The 16,781-nt window shown below is 70.3% G+C and carries 12 protein-coding genes; 6 read left to right on the top strand and 6 right to left on the bottom strand.

The window, feature by feature from the left end:
* Window positions 1-40 precede the first annotated feature (40 nt).
* Both glgX and J3P44_RS18160 read left to right on the top strand, forming a co-directional pair.
* Window positions 41-2,203, top strand: coding sequence for a glycogen debranching protein GlgX (gene glgX / locus J3P44_RS18165; RefSeq protein WP_255891871.1), 2,163 nt, complete (start codon window positions 41-43; stop codon window positions 2,201-2,203).
* A 45-nt stretch (window positions 2,204-2,248) separates the two neighbouring features.
* On the top strand, window positions 2,249-2,617 hold the full coding sequence (locus tag J3P44_RS18160) for a hypothetical protein (RefSeq protein WP_255891870.1): 369 nt from the start codon (window positions 2,249-2,251) through the stop codon (window positions 2,615-2,617).
* A gap of 6 nt (window positions 2,618-2,623) precedes the next feature.
* Here the strand turns inward: J3P44_RS18160 and J3P44_RS18155 are convergent, their stop codons facing one another.
* Window positions 2,624-3,535, bottom strand: a complete 912-nt coding sequence (locus J3P44_RS18155) for a helix-turn-helix transcriptional regulator (protein ID WP_255891869.1) — start codon at window positions 3,533-3,535, stop codon at window positions 2,624-2,626.
* A gap of 216 nt (window positions 3,536-3,751) precedes the next feature.
* The gene (locus tag J3P44_RS18150) at window positions 3,752-4,105 is read right to left on the bottom strand and encodes a hypothetical protein (protein WP_255891868.1); all 354 of its coding nucleotides are present in this window, start codon (window positions 4,103-4,105) and stop codon (window positions 3,752-3,754) included.
* Between the two features lie 157 nt (window positions 4,106-4,262).
* On the opposite strand from J3P44_RS18150, the gene J3P44_RS18145 reads away from it, so the two are divergent.
* Window positions 4,263-4,757, top strand: a complete 495-nt coding sequence (locus J3P44_RS18145) for a carboxypeptidase-like regulatory domain-containing protein (RefSeq protein ID WP_255891867.1) — start codon at window positions 4,263-4,265, stop codon at window positions 4,755-4,757.
* Window positions 4,758-4,796: 39 nt separating this feature from the next.
* Here the strand turns inward: J3P44_RS18145 and J3P44_RS18140 are convergent, their stop codons facing one another.
* A complete protein-coding gene (locus J3P44_RS18140; protein ID WP_255891866.1) occupies window positions 4,797-5,129 on the bottom strand; it encodes a hypothetical protein in 333 nt (110 codons plus the stop codon).
* Window positions 5,130-5,167: 38 nt separating this feature from the next.
* A complete protein-coding gene (locus J3P44_RS18135; protein WP_255891865.1) occupies window positions 5,168-5,545 on the bottom strand; it encodes a VOC family protein in 378 nt (125 codons plus the stop codon).
* 676 nt (window positions 5,546-6,221) lie between these two features.
* Between J3P44_RS18135 and J3P44_RS18130 the strand changes: the two genes are divergently transcribed.
* Window positions 6,222-7,457 carry an MFS transporter gene (locus J3P44_RS18130; RefSeq protein ID WP_255891864.1) on the top strand — a complete coding sequence of 412 codons (1,236 nt, stop codon included), beginning with the start codon at window positions 6,222-6,224 and terminating at the stop codon, window positions 7,455-7,457.
* 21 nt (window positions 7,458-7,478) lie between these two features.
* On the opposite strand, the gene J3P44_RS18125 is transcribed toward J3P44_RS18130, so the two are convergent.
* Both J3P44_RS18125 and glgP read right to left on the bottom strand, forming a co-directional pair.
* On the bottom strand, window positions 7,479-8,099 hold the full coding sequence (locus J3P44_RS18125) for a maltokinase N-terminal cap-like domain-containing protein (RefSeq protein ID WP_255891863.1): 621 nt from the start codon (window positions 8,097-8,099) through the stop codon (window positions 7,479-7,481).
* Between the two features lie 42 nt (window positions 8,100-8,141).
* Entirely contained in the window at window positions 8,142-10,724 is a 2,583-nt protein-coding gene (gene glgP / locus J3P44_RS18120) for an alpha-glucan family phosphorylase (protein WP_255891862.1), read from the bottom strand.
* Window positions 10,725-10,816: 92 nt separating this feature from the next.
* Here glgP and J3P44_RS18115 point away from each other — a divergent pair, with 92 nt between their 5' ends.
* On the top strand, window positions 10,817-14,665 hold the full coding sequence (locus J3P44_RS18115; RefSeq protein ID WP_255891861.1) for a M36 family metallopeptidase: 3,849 nt from the start codon (window positions 10,817-10,819) through the stop codon (window positions 14,663-14,665).
* A gap of 104 nt (window positions 14,666-14,769) precedes the next feature.
* Window positions 14,770-16,764, top strand: a complete 1,995-nt coding sequence (locus J3P44_RS18110) for an alpha-1,4-glucan--maltose-1-phosphate maltosyltransferase (protein WP_255891860.1) — start codon at window positions 14,770-14,772, stop codon at window positions 16,762-16,764.
* Window positions 16,765-16,781: the final 17 nt, after the last annotated feature.

Genomic DNA, 16,781 nt, shown 5'->3' with positions numbered 1-16,781 from the left:
CATTGTGCCGTGAGGCCCGGTCTCGCGGACAATGGCCTGCGTGACGACAACCTGGACCCACCACGGCGAGACGATGAACGTCTGGCCGGGTCGCCACTACCCCTTGGGAGCGACGTGGTCCCAGGAGGCGACGAACTTCGCGGTCTACGCCCCCGCCGCCGAGGCCGTGTGGGTGTGCCTGTTCGACGACGACGGCGCCGAGGTGCGGCACCAGCTGACCGAGCACTCGCTGGGCGTGTGGCACGGTGCCCTGCCTGGCGTGCGGCCCGGCACCCTCTACGGCTATCGCGCCCACGGCCCGTGGGATCCGGCCGCGGGGCTGCGCTTCAACGCCGCCAAGCTGCTGCTCGACCCCTACGGGAAGGCCGTGTCCGGCGACCTGGTCGTCGACGACGCGATCTTCGGCTACACCATGGGAGCGCCGGACAAGCTCAGCGACCTCGACTCGGCGCCGTACGTCCCGCGCAGCGTGGTCGTCTACGACGACTTCCAGTGGGGAGCGGACACCTCCCCACGGCGGCGCTGGCGCGACACCGTCATCTACGAGATGCACGTCAAGGGCATGACCCAGCTGCACGACCGGGTGCCTGCCGAGCTCCGGGGCACCTACGCCGGCCTCGCCACGCCTGCGGTCACCGACTACCTGCGCGACCTGGGCGTCACGGCCGTCGAGCTGCTCCCGGTGCACCAGTTCTTCTCCGAGCCGGCGCTCGCGGCGAACGGCCTGGTCAACTACTGGGGCTACAACTCCCTCGGGTTCTTCGCCCCCCACAACGCCTACAGCGCGTCCGGCGACCGCGGTCAGCAGGTCACCGAGTTCAAGCAGATGGTCAAGGCGTTCCACGAGGCCGGCCTCGAGGTCATCCTCGACGTGGTCTACAACCACACCGCCGAGGCCGGTCCGCTCGGCCCGACACTGAGCTTCCGAGGACTGGACGACCTGGGCTACTACCAGCGCGTGGTGCACCCGCCGGCGGGCGGCCACGACGCGAGGCCGATGCAGGACACCTACTGGGACGTGACGGGGTGCGGCAACACCGTCGACGCCACCCACACCCAGAGCCTGCGGATGATCCTCGACTCGCTGCGCTACTGGGTCAACGAGATGCACGTCGACGGCTTCCGCTTCGACCTGATGAGCGCCCTGACCCGCACCAACCAGGTCGTCGACATGGGCAGCCACCTCATCACCGCGATCGGGCAGGACCCGGTGCTGCGGCACATCAAGCTCATCGCCGAGCCGTGGGACGCCTCGATGGACGGCTATCGGGTCGGACAGTTCCCGCCGCCGTGGATCGAGTGGAACGACCAGTTCCGCGACACGGTGCGCGACTTCTGGCGCGGCCAGGCCGCCGGCGTACGGACCGTCGCCACGCGCCTGGCCGGGTCGAGCGACCTCTATGCCGACGACGGCCGCTCCCCCTACGCCTCGGTCAACTTCATCACCGCCCACGACGGCTTCACGCTGCGCGACCTCGTGTCCTACAACCACAAGCACAACGAGGCCAACGGCGAGCACAACCGCGACGGCACCGACAACAACCGCTCCTGGAACTGCGGGGTGGAGGGCGAGACGGACGACGAGGCGATCATCGCCGTACGCCGTCGCCAGGCGGCCAACCTCATGGCGACGCTCTGCTTCTCCAGCGGGGTGCCGATGCTGACGGCCGGTGACGAGCGCGGCCGCACCCAGGGCGGCAACAACAACGCCTACGGCCAGGACAACGAGACCTCGTGGATCGACTGGCAGCCCGACGACGCCTGGCTCGACGTCTACGAGATCACCAAGACCGCGCTGCGCCTGCGCCGCGAGCACCCCGTGCTGCGCCAGCGCCACTGGTTCGTGGGCCGGCCCACCATCAAGGGCGGCATCAAGGACCTGGTGTGGGTGCACCCGAGCGGTCGGGAGATGTCCACCGACGACTGGAACGACGACTCCTGCCGCACGGTCGGGATGTTCCTCAACGGCGCCCCGCTGCGCCACCCCGGGCCGCGAGGCGAGCAGGTGCGCGACAAGTCGTTCATGATCTGGTTCAACGCCAGCAGCGACGACGAGAAGCTGACCCTCCCGGACAACCAGTGGGTGCACCACGGCGAGGTCGTGCTCTCCACCAACGACGCGATCGCCGTCGGCACGCCCGCGGTGGCCGGCAGCACGCTCCTGCTGCAGGCCCACTCGGTCCTGGTGCTGCGGCAGACCTGAGTCCTGCGGCCCCACAGTCGTCACAGCAACGAATTGGAGGAAGACATGCCGAGCAGCGTCCCAGCCAGCCGCCGGGAGAAGGGCCGTCGCCACCTCCTCGACCTCGACGCGCCCCGACACGTCGTCAAGGATCCGGAGCGGGACGCCCGGGACCTGGCCCGGGTGCAGCGATGGGTCATGTCCACCCTGGCCGTGACCACGATCCTGCACCTGGTCGTCGGCCTGGTCTTCGCCGCCGTCCACCTCGACGACGCGCCCGCAAGCTCCCGCGTCGGCCTCAACGTGCTGGCCGGCGTGTTCGGCGCCTTCGCGGTCGCTGCCGCCCTGGGGATCCACGGCAAGCGCGTCCTGTCGCCCTGGTTGCTGACGGGCTTCGTCCCGACCGCCGTCGGCCTCTGGCTGACCCTGCGCTGAGGCAGGTCAGCTCACCGGTCGCGCCACCCACTCCGCCGGGTCGCCGGCGTCGAGGTCGGTGATGCCGAGGTTCTCGTAGGCACCGAGCACGACGAGGCGGCGTACGGCGGCGAAGGTGAGCACGTGCGCGACCATGCCGCCGTAGGAGAAGGCGCGCGGGGGCTCACAGGTGACGTCGAGGAAGGTGTCGTCGAGACGCCCCTCCGCGATCGTCGTCCTGACCTGGGCGAGGAACGCTGGTCCCTCCTCGGCGAGCTCGCGGCGCAGCGTGCTCACGGACTTGCCCCGCTCCTGGCCCCAGTCGTAGCGACGCTGGTCGGCAGCGGCGTTCCACTGGGCGAGCTGGCCCACGATGCGGCCGAGCACGGAGCGAATGGTCATGTCGTCGTCGATCGTGCCGATCGGCAGCTCGATCGCGGCGTCCAGCTCGACGTCGGTGAGCCGCGCGGCACGCTCCAGCATCTCGCCCGTCAGCCACAGGTGGTGCTCGATCATCCGGGTCATCAGGTCCATGGGAGTCACTTTCGTCGTGGTGGGGAGCCGCAGGCTGCCCGGCGGGTGGAAGTGCACCTCGCTCGCAGCCGCGATCTGGGTGCGGGTGGGGTGATGACGCCAGCGGCTGGGCGCTTCGCCGTACGCACGCCTGAAGGCCCGGGTGAACGCCTCGTGCGAGCCGAACCCCGCCTCGACGGCGACGTCCAGCACCTGCCGGTCGCTGGTGGCCAGGACGTACGCCGCCCGCTCGAGCAGCAGCCGCCGGCGCATGCGCTCCGGTGGCTCGCCTCCCGTCGCGGACACGACCCGGTCGAGGTGGTGGCGCGAGAGGTGGAGCCGTCGCGCGCGCTCCTCGCCACCGAGGTCGAGGGTCTCAGCCAGGGTGTCGAGGAAGTCGGCGAAGGTGTCCGACGCTGTCGTCATGCCCTCAGCCTTCCCGTCGCGAGATGCGGGCGCTTGATCGTGCCTGCGCAGTCGATCCTCGACGAGGCGCTCGGCAAGGCCGACGTCACCGTCACCCACACGCTCAGAGACGTGCCTCGTGGGACCAGGGGGAACGTGGCGCACCGGGGCTCCATTTGGGGTCCACGCAGACAACCTGGGCTGGGCCTGGGCTGTCGGACTGGCCCCGACGTTCAGTCAGAGGGCGCTCTCGCCGTCGAGCGCGTAGACGGTCTGCTCGCCGTCGACCATGTCCTCGAAGTTCTGCAGGTGCTCCCGTGCCGCGTCGGCCCCGTACGCCTCAGTGAACAGAGGCTCCAGGCTCCAGTCGTCGAGTGTCGACGGCCCGTGGAAGGTCATGAGCCAGGCGCGCGTGCACCCCTCGGGTGGGTCTGTGGCCGGACGCATGAGATGCCACATGCCGACCTGGTGTGGTCGCGCTCGAACCTCCGCAGGCACGACCACGTCGCGCATGAATCTTTCGAAGTCGTCGTCCCTGCCCGCCTTGACGTAGGTGGCCACCACGTAGCGCGGAGAGTCCGTCGTCGTCATCGCTTCCTCCTTTCCTCCTCCCGCGTCGTCCGGCGACCCGATGGCACCACGTTCCACGCGGGACCGGACCAACGGTTGCGACTCTTACCCAAGTCGAGCGAAGACACCGACCGCCGTCATGTTCGACTCTGGGCGTCTCGTACGAGAGGAGCCCACAATGCTTCGACCGGCTATTTCGGTCTCACTGATAGTGCTGACTGCCGCGCTCCTGTCGCCGGTGCCTGCCGCGACCGGTGAGCCTCCCACCTCCGTCGACCCGACGCCCGAGATCATCGCGGCCGGGGAGGCGTGCTCGTTCGCGATCTCGGTGGTGGCCGCTGGCAAGGAAGGCTTCGTCGCCCTGCCGAACAACCCCCAGTTCTCCGGCATCGCACCCTCCCCGGGGCTGCGAGTCACGGTCACCAATCTCAGCGATCCCGACAACTCGGTCACGGTCAACGCCACGGGGGCTTTCCGCTTCGTCGACCTGCCTGACGGAAGCACCGAGATCCGGGCGAGCGGCCACAACTTCCTCTATGGCGAAGCGGGGATCGGCGCGACGGCCTTGGCCACCACCGGGCCCGTCACTCTCCTGATCTCCGCCGACGGGGACTTCGTCGGGATGGACGTCAGCCAGGCGCGGGTCCGCGACCTCTGTGCTGAACTCGCCTGAGCTCGGGGGAGCCTTCTCCAGCATTCCAGCGCACAGACGTCACAGCTGAAGCACCGATGCCGAGACGAGGTACGCCGCCCGCACCTCCGCCGGGTCGTGCAGGTTCGGGTCGCCCTCGCGCACGGCCGCAGCGCGTGACCGCACAGCGTCACCCGGATCCTCCGACACGAGGGCTGAGGCGAGACCGGCCACCACGACCGCGCGGTCGTGCTCGTCCAGCCCGTCGAGGGCCAGGCCGTTGTGGAGCAGGGTCGCGGCCTCGCCCATGACCTCGCGCGCCGTCTCGGCGTCGACGTCCTCGCGTTCGCGCGCCACCGCATCAGCCGCGGCGAGGAACGGCGCGAGGAGGTGCGCAGGAGGCGTTGCGGACATGTCGCGATCCATCTGGCGATCGTCAGCCGTACAGTCGGTCAGCTCGACGCGGGCTCGAACACCTCGACGAGGTTGCCGGCGGGGTCGGCCACCAGGACCTGGCGTCCGCCGGGCCCCTCGACCACGTCGCTGCGCAGGACGACGCCCGTCGCGCGGAACCGCTCCACCTGCGCGTCGAGGTCGACCACGACCAGCTGGACCCGATTGCGGCCCGGCCCGCTCTCCTCTGCTGGCGTGGCGCGACCACCCGAGCTCGCGGGCCCCGACAACAGGAGCCGCAGCCGGCCTCGTACGACGTCGGCGAAAGGCGGCGCCGGATGGCTCAGCAGCTCGAACCCGAGGTGGTCGACATAGAAGTCGATCGCCGCCTGCACGTCGTCGACGATGTAGCGAACACTGACGTAGTCGTCCTCCATGGCACTCTCCTGCGTCCACCCTCATGTCGGATCGCAGCGCGGTCAAGCGCCGCGAGCGGAGCGCGCCTCGATAACCCGTCCACATTCTCTCCAGACCTTGTGGGTCGAACATGTGTTCGATGGAATCAGGGTGTGTCGTTCGTTCCTTCTCGTCGGTCGGCAGTCGCCCCAGGCTGCGGATGAGGCGAGTGCGGGACAGCTGCTGACCATGGCCACGGACGCACTCCGAGCACGGCGCCTGGCCGAGGTGGCCGAGCTCCGTCTCGCGATCCAGTGGGCAGTCCTGCACGGCCACCCGCGGGACGAGCCCGAGCGGCGTGACCCGATGGTCAATGGGAAATTGGCTCCACCCGGCGGGTTCTCGTACCTCGCATGCAAATCCGCTTCGCCGTGGTTGGACGACCAGGTCGCCACCGGCCCTGTAAGCGACACACCGACCGCGACGAGAGCGTCGTAGCCGCTGGGCGCCTTCAGCGCACCACGGGCTGTTACGCGGGGCGAGCGGCCCGTACTCCTTCGGAACCCTTTCATCGGGGACAGATCGACATTGGAGAGCGCATCCCCTCATCTTGGTCGCCGGCAGCCGCTGGGAACAACCGACTTCGGCATGTGCGGACGTGTCGCGTAGGAGCGCCCGATTCTTGCCCCCGGGCAGCTTTGCCGCTTCACTCTCCCGGTGAGTAGCAGCCGACTGTCGCCGCTGGCAGCGCCGGCCTTCCGCTACTTCTTCATCGGTCAGGTCGTGAACCGGATCGGCTCGTCGATGGCGGGCGTGGCGTTGGCGTTCGCTGTCCTCGACATCGACGACTCGGCATCGGCCCTCGGCTGGGTGCTTGCCGCGTCGAGCATCCCGATGGTCGTGTTCATGATGCTGGGTGGAGCGATCGCCGACCGGCTGCCTCGAACCCTGGTGCTGCGCGGGTGCAACCTCGTCCAAGGCATCGCCCAGGCGCTCACAGCCGGCCTCGTCATCAGTGGGCATGCCGAGATCTGGCACCGCGTCGTCCTGCAGGCTGTCGCCGGGCTCGTCTTCGCCGTCAGCTATCCGGCGTTCCTCGGGATGGTTCCGATCCTGCTGCCGGCCGAGGAGCGCCAGGCCGCGTTCCTGCTCATCGGTCAAGCCACGAGCGCTGTCGGCATCCTCGGCCCAGCAGTCGCGGGCGTGCTGGTGGCGACGGTCGGGCCGGGGCTGGCCCTCGGAGTGGACGCGGCGACCTATCTCGTCGCGGCGGCGCTGCTCCTGCTCGTGCGCCTGCCTGCAGGTGACCGCACCCAAGCGAAGGCGAGCGTCATCGGGGACTTCGTCGCAGGCTGGGCGTACGCGCGCCGGCTGGGCTGGGTCATCCCGGCCTCATGTGCTGCGTTGGTCTTCAACGCGCTGGTCAGCGGCGCGATCAACGTCCTGGGCCCGGTCATCGCCGACGACACCATCGGCAGCGAGGGCTGGGGCTTCGCCAGGTCCGCCCAGGCGGTGGGCGTCTTCGTCGCCGCGTTCTTCCTCGCCAAGGTGACGGTGACGTGGCCGATGAAGACGATCATGATCGCCTTCGTCGTCTGGTGCGTTCCCATGCTCGTGCTCGGCACACACGTGAACGTCTGGATCCTCTCGGCGTCCTTCGTGGTCGCCGGCGCCGCGTTGAGCCTCCTGGACCTCGCCTGGAACCTGTTGGTGCAAGAGAAGGTGCCCGAGGCGATGCTGTCGCGGATCATGGCGATCGACGGATTCTTCTCCTTCGTGGCCACACCGATCGGCCTGCTCGCCGTGGGCCCCCTCGCCGTCGCCTTCGGTGCGGGCCGCGTCCAGCTCGGCTGCTTCGCCCTCGCCGCACTGGTCGGCGCGTTCGCGCTCACCAGGCGCACGATCACTGACGTCAGGCTCACCGGCGCCCCCGCGCCTGAGCTGACGAGCTAGGCAGCGTTCAAGCTGACGTCGTCAGCCGGAGACGATGACCAGGCGGAGATCGGTGCCGCCCTCGAAGCTGCCGGTCAACGCCGGACCGGGAGGACCTTCGCCGAGGCGGCGCATGACGGTGAGGTCGACGTCGGCGGAAGCGATCGTGGTGCGGTCGGACTGGTCCTGTGCGATCACCGGCAGACCGGGATCGTGGCGGGGAACGCTCGGCACGCCCTCCCCCTCGGCGGTCGCGTTGGCCTCGCGGACGACCTCGGTGCCGTCGGCTCGCCGCACCAGCAGGTCAGCGTGCCGGCCACCGGAGCGGATCGTGTCGAGCACCGTGGCGACGAAGACCGGGTCGACGCAGGCGTCGTACACGTAGCGGGTGCCCAGGACCGAGTGCTCCATCGTCCCCACCAGGCCGGTCTCGGCATCAGGCAACGGTGCCCCGCGATAGGTCACCGGCACGAACAAGGTCGAGCCCGATGCGGACCCGAACAGGAAGCACTCCATCCCGACCTCACCGGCCGGATCATCCAGGCGGAAGGAGCCCACCGGCGCGCGCTCGGACTCACCGTCCCACCACGACCTGGTGGCCATCCAGGGACCGATGAGCTCGTCCTTGCGCGGCGACAGCGTCGCCTCGTGAAGCAGAGCCATGGTCGCCACCGTAGCGGCCCGGACGACGCGCCCGAGCGACGCTCAGGCCGGCTGCGCCACCAGTCCCAGCTCGGCCACGGAGGCCAGCGCGTCGTTGCGGGGCACCACCCGCACGGTGTAGCCGAAGGCCCCCGAGTGCTGGAGCGGGACAGTGGCGTCGAAGCGGTGGCGGTTGCCGTCGTAGGACTCCCCCACCGCCATCAGCGAGATCGAGGTGCCGGTCAGCTCGTCGTCCGGGCCGATCCGGCCGTGCACGACCTGCACCGAGACATCGTCGGCGGACAGCGAGCCCAGGGCCACCCAGGCGCGGACTGCCAGCGTCGCGCCGACCTCCGCCTGGTCGCCGACGCCCTCGGAGTCGATGTGCTCGACCCGTACGGCGTGCCACGCCGCACGGACGTTCTGCTTCCACTCGGCGAGCGAGCGCGCACCGGCGAAGTCGGCGTTGAGCGTGCGCGCGGTCTGCGCCGCGGGGGCGTAGAGCTCGCGGACGTAGTCGCGCACCTGGCGGGTGGCCAGCACCTTGGGCCCGAGCGACTTGAGGGTGTGCCGCACCATCTCCAGCCACCGCGGCGGCACGCCCTCGTCGTTGGACTCGTAGAAGCGGGGCGCGACCTCGCTCTCGATCAGGTCGTAGAGCGCGTTGGCCTCGAGGTCGTCGCGGCGGTCGGCGTCGTCGATGCCGTCGGCCGACGGGATCGCCCACCCGTTGTTGCCGTCGTACCACTCGTCCCACCAGCCGTCGAGGATCGAGAGGTTGAGCCCGCCGTTGAGCGCGGCCTTCATGCCCGAGGTGCCGCACGCCTCGTAGGGGCGCAGCGGGTTGTTGAGCCAGACGTCGCAGCCGGGGTAGAGCGGCTGTGCCATGGCGATGTCGTAGTTGGGGAGGAACGCGATCCGGTGGCGGATCTCGGGGTCGTCCGCGAACCGGACCATCTCCTGGATGAGCCGCTTGCCGGTCTCGTCGGCCGGGTGCGCCTTGCCGGCGATGACCAGCTGGATCGGGCGCTCGGGGTCGAGCAGCAGCTTCTTGAGGCGACCCTGGTCGCGCAGCATGAGCGTGAGTCGCTTGTAGGTCGGCACGCGGCGCGCGAACCCGATGGTCAGCACGTCGGGGTCGAGGGCCGTGTCGATCCAGGTCGTCTCGGCGGCAGCGAAGCCGCGCTTGGAGGCGGAGCGCCGCATCCGGTCGCGGGCGTCCTCGATGAAGCGGGTGCGCAGGGTGCGCTTCAGGTCCCAGATCTCGCGATCGCCGATCTGGTCGACCAGCGGCCACAGGGCGTCGGTGTCGTCGCCGTCGATGTCGCCGCCGCGGCTGGCGGCGAGCTCGATGACCTCGCGAGCGATCCAGCTCGGGCCGTGGACGCCGTTGGTGATCGAGGTGATCGGCACCTCGGCCTCGTCGAAGGCCGGCCAGAGTCCGTTGAACATCCCCCGCGACACGTGTCCGTGGAGCTGGGAGACGCCGTTGGCGCGCTGCGCGAGGCGGAAGCCCATGACGGCCATGTTGAAGACACCGGCGTCACCGGACTCGTAGTCCTCCGCGCCGAGCGCGAGCACGCGCTCGACCGGTACGCCCGGGGTGGGCGAGTTGCCGCCGAAGTACTGCGAGACGAGCTCGCGCGGGAACCGGTCGATCCCGGCCGGGACGGGGGTGTGGGTGGTGAAGACCGTGCCCGCGCGCGAGACCTCGAGCGCGGTGTCGAAGTCGAGCTTCGGTCCGTCCTCGGCGACGGTGAGCTCGCGGATCCGCTCGATGCCGAGGAACCCGGCGTGCCCCTCGTTGGTGTGGAACACCTCCGGGGCGGGTGCACCGGTGATGCGCGACCAGACGCGGAGCGCGCGTACGCCGCCCACCCCGAGGAGCAGCTCCTGGCGCAGCCGGTGCTCGGAGTTGCCGCCGTACAGCCTGTCGGTCACGTCGCGGTAGTGGGCGCTGTTCTCCTCGATGTCGGAGTCGAGCAGCAGCAGCGGCACGCGGCCGACCTGCGCCACGAGGATGCGAGCCACCAGGTCGGGGCCGTCGGGCAACGCGATCGAGACCGTGGCGCGGCTGCCGTCGGGCTCGCGGAGCTGGGTCAGCGGGAGCTCGTCGGGGTCGAGCACGGGGTAGCTCTCCAGCTGCCACCCGTCCCGGTCGAGGGCCTGCTTGAAGTAGCCGTGCCGGTAGAGCAGGCCGACGCCGATGAGCGGGATGCCGAGGTCGGAGGACGCCTTGAGGTGGTCGCCGGCCAGGATGCCGAGTCCGCCGGAGTACTGGGGCAGCACGGAGGTGATGCCGTACTCCGGTGAGAAGTACGCGATGGAGCGCGGCGCGTCGGCGCCGGCCTTCCGGGCGTACCAGCGGTCCTCGGAGAGGTATCGCTCCAGGTCGGCGTGGGCGGCGTCGAGCCGGGCCCGGAAGTCGGCGTCGTCGACCAGCTGGTCGAGCCGTTCGCGGCCCACGGCCGCGAGGAAGCGCACGGGGTCGCCCTGGACCTCCCGCCACACCTGCGGGTCGATGGACGAGAACACGTCCTGCGTCGGTGGGTGCCACGACCAGCGGAGGTTGCCTGCCAGCACGGACAGGGCACCCAGGGGCTCGGGCAGGACGGGACGGACCGTGAATCGTCTGAACGCTCGCACGATCGAGCACGCTAGGGCATTTCTTTTAACGATCCAACCCATCGGAGCTGTGGCCTGCATAACTCGCGAGTAGCTTTCACAGTTGTTGCGGCATGACCTTGCCCCGCACCCGTTCCGGTCGCATCACCCTCGCGGCCGTGTCGCTCCTTGCGATCTCCACCTTCGCCATGATCCCCGTGCCGGCCACCGCCGAGCCCGAGACGATCACCCCCGGCCCGGCCCCGGCCGACGTCCGCACGCTCGGTGACCCGCTCGCCGGCCCGCGTGACATCGACGCACGCGGCACCGCCGTCCCGACCCAGCTGCAGCGCCAGGCCGTCGCCGCGCTGGGGGACGTGACGGCACGCTGGAACCAGCTCGGCACCCCCGCCTCGATCCTGCCCTCCGACGGCACGCTCGGCGCGGCGCCCGGTGCCCCGGCCGACGGAGCCCGCGGCTGGCTGCGTGACCACGCGGCGGCGTTCGGGATGACGTCGTCAGACGTCGACGGGCTCGCCCTCGTCAGCGCGCAGAAGCTCGCGCAGTCCGACGCCCGGGCCGTGCTCTTCCGCCAGGAGTTCGGCGGCGTCGCCGCAGCGCTCGGCGGACTGGTCACCGTCGGCGTGGCCGACGGCAAGGTCGCCTACGTCTCCTCCTCCCTCGCGCGGACGACCGGCGCGATGCCGCAGGCCACGCTCACGCCGCTGCAGGGCTGGCTGAAGGCGGCCACCGACCTCTCCGTCGGTGTGCCCTCCGACCGAGTCGCCGAGATCACCACGACCGTCAGCGGCGGCTGGACCCGCCTCGTCGTCCCGGGCTTCGCGCAGGAGCAGCAGGTCCGGCTCCGCGCACTCCCGATGGCCGACGGTTCCGTCCGACCGGTCCTCGAGGCCAACGTTGTCAACGTCGTCGGGGGCGCCTCCCTCGCCTTCACCAGCCTCGTCGACGCGGTCACCGGCGAGGTGCTCGCCCGGCACAACAAGACGGAGAACTTCGCCTACAACGACATCTTCACCGGCTCGGTCGACCTCACGACCGGGTGCGGCCCCAAGCACCCGTTCGACCTCGAGGACGACCTGACCCGGCAGATCAACGCCCTGGCCACCGGGTCGCCCTCGGACGACTTCGTCCTCAAGCTGTTCAGGGGCTCGACCCTGCTCACCTCGCAGGACCTCGCCACCAACCCGGAGGCCCTCCAGTACGCCGCGCCGAGCATCCCGGGCGGCACGTACTCGCTCCAGGTCTGTGAGTTCGAGCCCGGCACCGTCATCGTCGGTCAGTACGCCCTCGCGGTGAGCACGAGCGACGCAGCCGCTCCAGGCACCGGCGACCTGACGGGCAACCCGATGTGGCGCTACTTCACCGCCAACCCGACGCTCGACTCCCCCGACGAGACGCCGAGCAACTCGGTCGTCGGCTGCTGGAAGCTGGCCGACCCGGCCTGCGCCACCCCGCCCGGCGCGCTCGCCAACGTGGCCGCCTTCGGCCCTTGGGACACCATCGGCGCGCTGCCGACCTTCACCACCGTCGGCAACAACGCCAACACCCATGAGGCCTGGACGAGTCCCCTGACGCCCGGCGGGCTGGCGCAGGCGCCGGTCTCCCCGACGCGGGAGTACACCGAGGAGTTCGAGGACCGCTGGAACAACACCCGGTGTGACGTCGCCGAGCTCACCCCGGGGGGCAACGACATCAACGCCTCGGTCGGCAACCTGTTCGCCGCGCACAACCGGATGCACGACTACTCCTACTACCTCGGCTTCACCGAGGAGAACTACAACCTGCAGCTCGACAACGGCAGCCGCGGCGGCGTCGGGGGCGACCAGGAGATCGGCAACGCGCAAGCCGGCGCCGTCTCCGGCGGCAGCCCGAGCTTCCTCGGCCGTGACAACGCCAACCAGGTCACGCTGCAGGACGGCACGCCCGGCATCACCAACCAGTACCTCTTCGAGCCGATCGCCGGTGCCTTCTACGCCCCGTGCACCGACGGCGGCCTCGACATGGGCATCGTCGGCCACGAGTACACCCACGCCATCAGCAACCGCATGGTCGCCGGCCCCGACGAGGGCCTGACCTCGGAGCAGGGTGGCGCGATGGGCGAGTCGTGGAGCGACCTGGTCGCCGGCGAGTACCAGTTCGCGCACGGCTACAGCAACGGAGGCAACGTCTGGGCGGTCGGCGCGTACGCCACCGGCAACACCGAGACCGCGATCCGTGACTACTCCATCGACGAGAACCCGTTGAACTTCTCCGACTACGGGTTCGACAGCACCGGGCCCGAGGTCCACGCCGACGGCGAGATCTGGAACGGCACGATGTGGGAGGTCCGCCAGGCCCTCGTCGAGAAGTACGACGCCCAGTTCCCGTACGCCGACACGGCCCTGCAGCTGCAGTGCGCGGACGCCACCGCGACGAGCACCCCTCGCCCGGCCGACGCCTGCCCCGGCAACCGTCGCTGGGTCCAGCTGATGTTCGACGCCTTCCTGCTCCAGCAGGGTGCGACCTCGATGCTGGACGCCCGCGACGCGATGATCGCGGCCGACCAGATGCGCTTCGGCGGCGCCAACAGGGACGTCATGTGGGCGGCGTTCGCCCGACGTGGCATGGGCGCCGGCGCCTCGGTCGTCGACGCCGACGACCACGAGCCGACGCCGAGCTTCGCGACCCCGGCGGGTCCGAACTCCACGATCACCTTCGCCACGACGGGCAAGGCCAGGATCTACGTCGGTGACTACGAGGCCCGGGTGACCCCGGTGGCCGACACCGATCCGGCCACCGACCTGGGCGCCAGCGCGGCGTTCACCCCCGGCACCTACGACATGCTTGCGGTTTCCGAGGACCGCGGGTTCACGCGCTGGACCATGACCGTCCTCGCCGACGGGAGCTCGCGGACCGAGACGCTCGGCGACGTGGTCAACCTGGCCGGCGCCGCGGCCGGGGCGACCGTCATCGGCTCCACCGAGGGCTCCCTCAACCCCGAGGCGCTCATCGACGGCACCGAGGCCACGAACTGGGGCGGCGTCACGGAGGCGCAGGTCGACGAGTCCAACCCCTCGGTCGCCGTCGACCTCGCCGGCGACGTCAGCACGGTCAAGCGGGTCCAGGTGAGCGCCTACCTCACACCGGCCCCCGCCTCACCGACGGACATCCCGCTGGCGCAGGACGACCCGGACTCGGGCTCGCGCTTCACGGCGCTGCGCCAGTTTGCCCTCGAGGCCTGCACCGCGAGCTGTGCCTCGGGTGACGCCACCTGGACGCGGTTCTACACCTCGCCCGCCGATGCGTTCCCCAGCGAGCTGCCCCGACCGGTGGCGCCGACGCTGACCATGCGCGAGTTCGACGTGCCCGACACCGCGGCGGCTGCCGTCCGGCTGGTCACGTTGGAGAACCAGTGCACCGGGCAGGAGGCGTACGCCGGCCAGCAGACCGCGAGCGCGACCGTCCTGACCGACTGCAAGGAGGGCTCCGACCGCGGCACGATCGTCCACGCCTCCGAGCTGCAGGTCTTCGCCGAGAACGCCGCGCTGCCGCAGCAGCCCACCCAGCCCGGGACCGGCACGGGGACGGGCACCGGGACCGGCACGGGCACCGGTACGGGCACGGGCACCGGCACCGGCGCCGGCGCGGAGACCGGCACCGCGGCCGCCGTACGCACCCGCACGCGCATGATCGTCAAGCGGGCCTACCAGACACGGCAGAAGCCCGCTCCCGTCCTGTTCCTGTCGGTGCGTTCGGCCGTGGACACGGAGCCCGGGAAGTTCGTGGTGCGGATCAACAAGCGCACTTGGAAGGTCGTGAGGACGGCGGACGGCACCGCTCGCGTCCGCGTGCCGAAGGCGGTCCTGCGCCAGGGGCGCAACACGGTGCGGGTGCGCTTCGTGCCCGCAGACCCGAAGGCGTTCGTGTCGTCGAAGACCCGTCTGCGGTCCATCACCGTCTCCGGCAGCCGCTCGCGCAGCTGACGCAGGCGGCGCGCCGCGGCCGAGCCACCCCACGGGTCGTCCCAAGGGGTGGCCTCGGCCGCGGTCGGCTTGCGCACGGGAGACGGGTTCGCAAGTGTGGGGTCATGGTTGGCCGCATACCCGTGATGGATGTTTCCCCCGTCGTCGACCTCGGTCGGCAGTCTGCGAAGGCCACAGTGGGTGAGCCGATGCCGGTCCGGGCGACCGTGTTCCGCGAGGGGCACGACCAGCTGGCCGCCGAGGTCGTCGCCATCGACCCCGGCGGGAAGAGGCGCGACCCGGTCCGCATGGTCCCCGACGGGGAGCAGCCCAACCGCTACGTCACCCACGTCACTCCTGACACCGAGGGTGAGTGGACCTTCGAGATCCATTCCTGGTCCGACCCGATCGGCACCTGGCAGCACGACGGGGGCATCAAGATCCCGGCGGGCGTCGACGTGGAGCTGATGTTCACCGAGGCCCGGCTGCTGCTCGAGCGCGTCGCGGCCGGGAAGGGCGCGGACAAGCTTGACAAGGCCTCGGCCGCGCTGGTCGCCGGCGCGATCGCGGCGGCGGGCGACACCTCTCGGCCGGCGGGTGCGCGACTGGCCGCGCTGCAGGACCCCGACCTCGACGCCGTGCTGCGGGCCCACCCGCTGCGCGAGCTGACCACCGTGACCGGGCCGTTCCGCTTCCGAGCCGACCGGGTGCGCGCGCTGTTCGGCAGCTGGTACGAGTTCTTCCCCCGCTCCGAGGGCGCGACCCGCGACGAGAAGACCGGCAAGATCACCAGCGGCACGTTCCTCACCGCGCTCGAGCGCCTCGACCGCGTCGCCGAGATGGGCTTCGACGTCATCTACCTCCCGCCGATCCACCCGATCGGCGAGGTCAACCGCAAGGGCCCCAACAACACCCTGACGCCCGGGCCTGACGACACGGGCTCGCCCTGGGCGATCGGCAGCAAGGACGGCGGCCACGACGCGATCCACCCCGACCTGGGCACGTTCGACGACTTCGACGCGTTCGTGGCCCGGGCCGCCGAGCTCGACCTCGAGGTCGCCCTGGACCTGGCGCTGCAGGCGGCACCCGACCACCCCTGGGTCACCACGCACCCGCAGTTCTTCACCACCCGGGCCGACGGCACCATCGCCTACGCGGAGAACCCGCCCAAGAAGTACCAGGACATCTACCCGATCAACTTCGACAACGACCCTGCCGGCATCTGCCGCGAGGTGCTGCGGATCGTCAAGCTGTGGATCTCCCACGGGGTGCGGATCTTCCGGGTCGACAACCCGCACACCAAGCCCCTGGCCTTCTGGGAGTGGTTGCTGGCCGAGGTGCGGCGTACGGATCCCGACGTGATCTTCCTGTCCGAGGCGTTCACCAGGCCGGCGATGATGCACGGCCTCGGCGCGGTCGGCTACCACCAGAGCTACACCTACTTCACCTGGCGCACGGGCAAGCGCGAGCTCGAGGACTACCTCGTCGAGGTCTCGAGCGAGTCCGACCACCTGATGCGGCCGAACTTCTTCGTCAACACGCCCGACATCCTCCACGCCTACCTGCAGTACGGCGGTCCGGCGGCGTTCAAGGTGCGTGCCGCCCTCGCCGCGACCGGGTCCCCGAGCTGGGGCGTGTACGCCGGCTACGAGCTGTTCGAGCACGTCGCGGTCAAGCCCGGCTCGGAGGAGTACCTCGACTCGGAGAAGTACCAGATCCGGATCCGCGACTGGAAGAAGGCCGACGCCGAGGGCACCACCCTCGCGCCCTACCTCACCCGTCTCAACCAGATACGGCGCGCCCACCCTGCGCTGCAGCTGCTGCGCAACGTCTCCATCCACGCGAGCGACGACGACAGCGTGCTGGTGTTCTCCAAGCGCCACACGCAGGCCGACGGCACCGACGACACCGTGCTCACGGTCGTCAACCTCGACCCCCACGGCACCCGCGAGACCATGGTCCACCTCGACATGCCCGCGCTCGGCATGGGCTGGCACGACTCGTTCATCGCGCACGACGAGATCACGGGTGCCGACTGGAGCTGGAGCCAGCACAACTACGTACGCCTCGATCCCGGCCACGAACCCGCCCACGTCATCAGCGTCAGGAGGACCCGTTGACCGACCAGCTCTCGTCA

The sequence above is a fragment of the Nocardioides astragali genome, assembly GCF_024436375.1.
GTDB classification, from domain to species: Bacteria; Actinomycetota; Actinomycetes; order Propionibacteriales; family Nocardioidaceae; genus Nocardioides; species Nocardioides astragali.
Note: the sequence above shows the minus strand (reverse complement) of the source record. Positions and strands in the feature narration are given on the sequence as shown.

Bases quoted from the DNA above. Each gene is read 5' to 3' on its own strand.
- J3P44_RS18160 (WP_255891870.1), top strand. From the start codon at position 2,249: ATGCCGAGCAGCGTCCCAGCCAGCCGCCGGGAGAAGGGCCGTCGCCAC.
- J3P44_RS18155 (WP_255891869.1), bottom strand. From the start codon at position 3,535: ATGACGACAGCGTCGGACACCTTCGCCGACTTCCTCGACACCCTGGCT.
- J3P44_RS18150 (WP_255891868.1), bottom strand. From the start codon at position 4,105: ATGACGACGACGGACTCTCCGCGCTACGTGGTGGCCACCTACGTCAAG.
- J3P44_RS18145 (WP_255891867.1), top strand. From the start codon at position 4,263: ATGCTTCGACCGGCTATTTCGGTCTCACTGATAGTGCTGACTGCCGCG.
- J3P44_RS18140 (WP_255891866.1), bottom strand. From the start codon at position 5,129: ATGTCCGCAACGCCTCCTGCGCACCTCCTCGCGCCGTTCCTCGCCGCG.
- J3P44_RS18135 (WP_255891865.1), bottom strand. From the start codon at position 5,545: ATGGAGGACGACTACGTCAGTGTTCGCTACATCGTCGACGACGTGCAG.
- J3P44_RS18125 (WP_255891863.1), bottom strand. From the start codon at position 8,099: ATGGCTCTGCTTCACGAGGCGACGCTGTCGCCGCGCAAGGACGAGCTC.
- J3P44_RS18115 (WP_255891861.1), top strand. From the start codon at position 10,817: ATGACCTTGCCCCGCACCCGTTCCGGTCGCATCACCCTCGCGGCCGTG.
- J3P44_RS18110 (WP_255891860.1), top strand. From the start codon at position 14,770: ATGGTTGGCCGCATACCCGTGATGGATGTTTCCCCCGTCGTCGACCTC.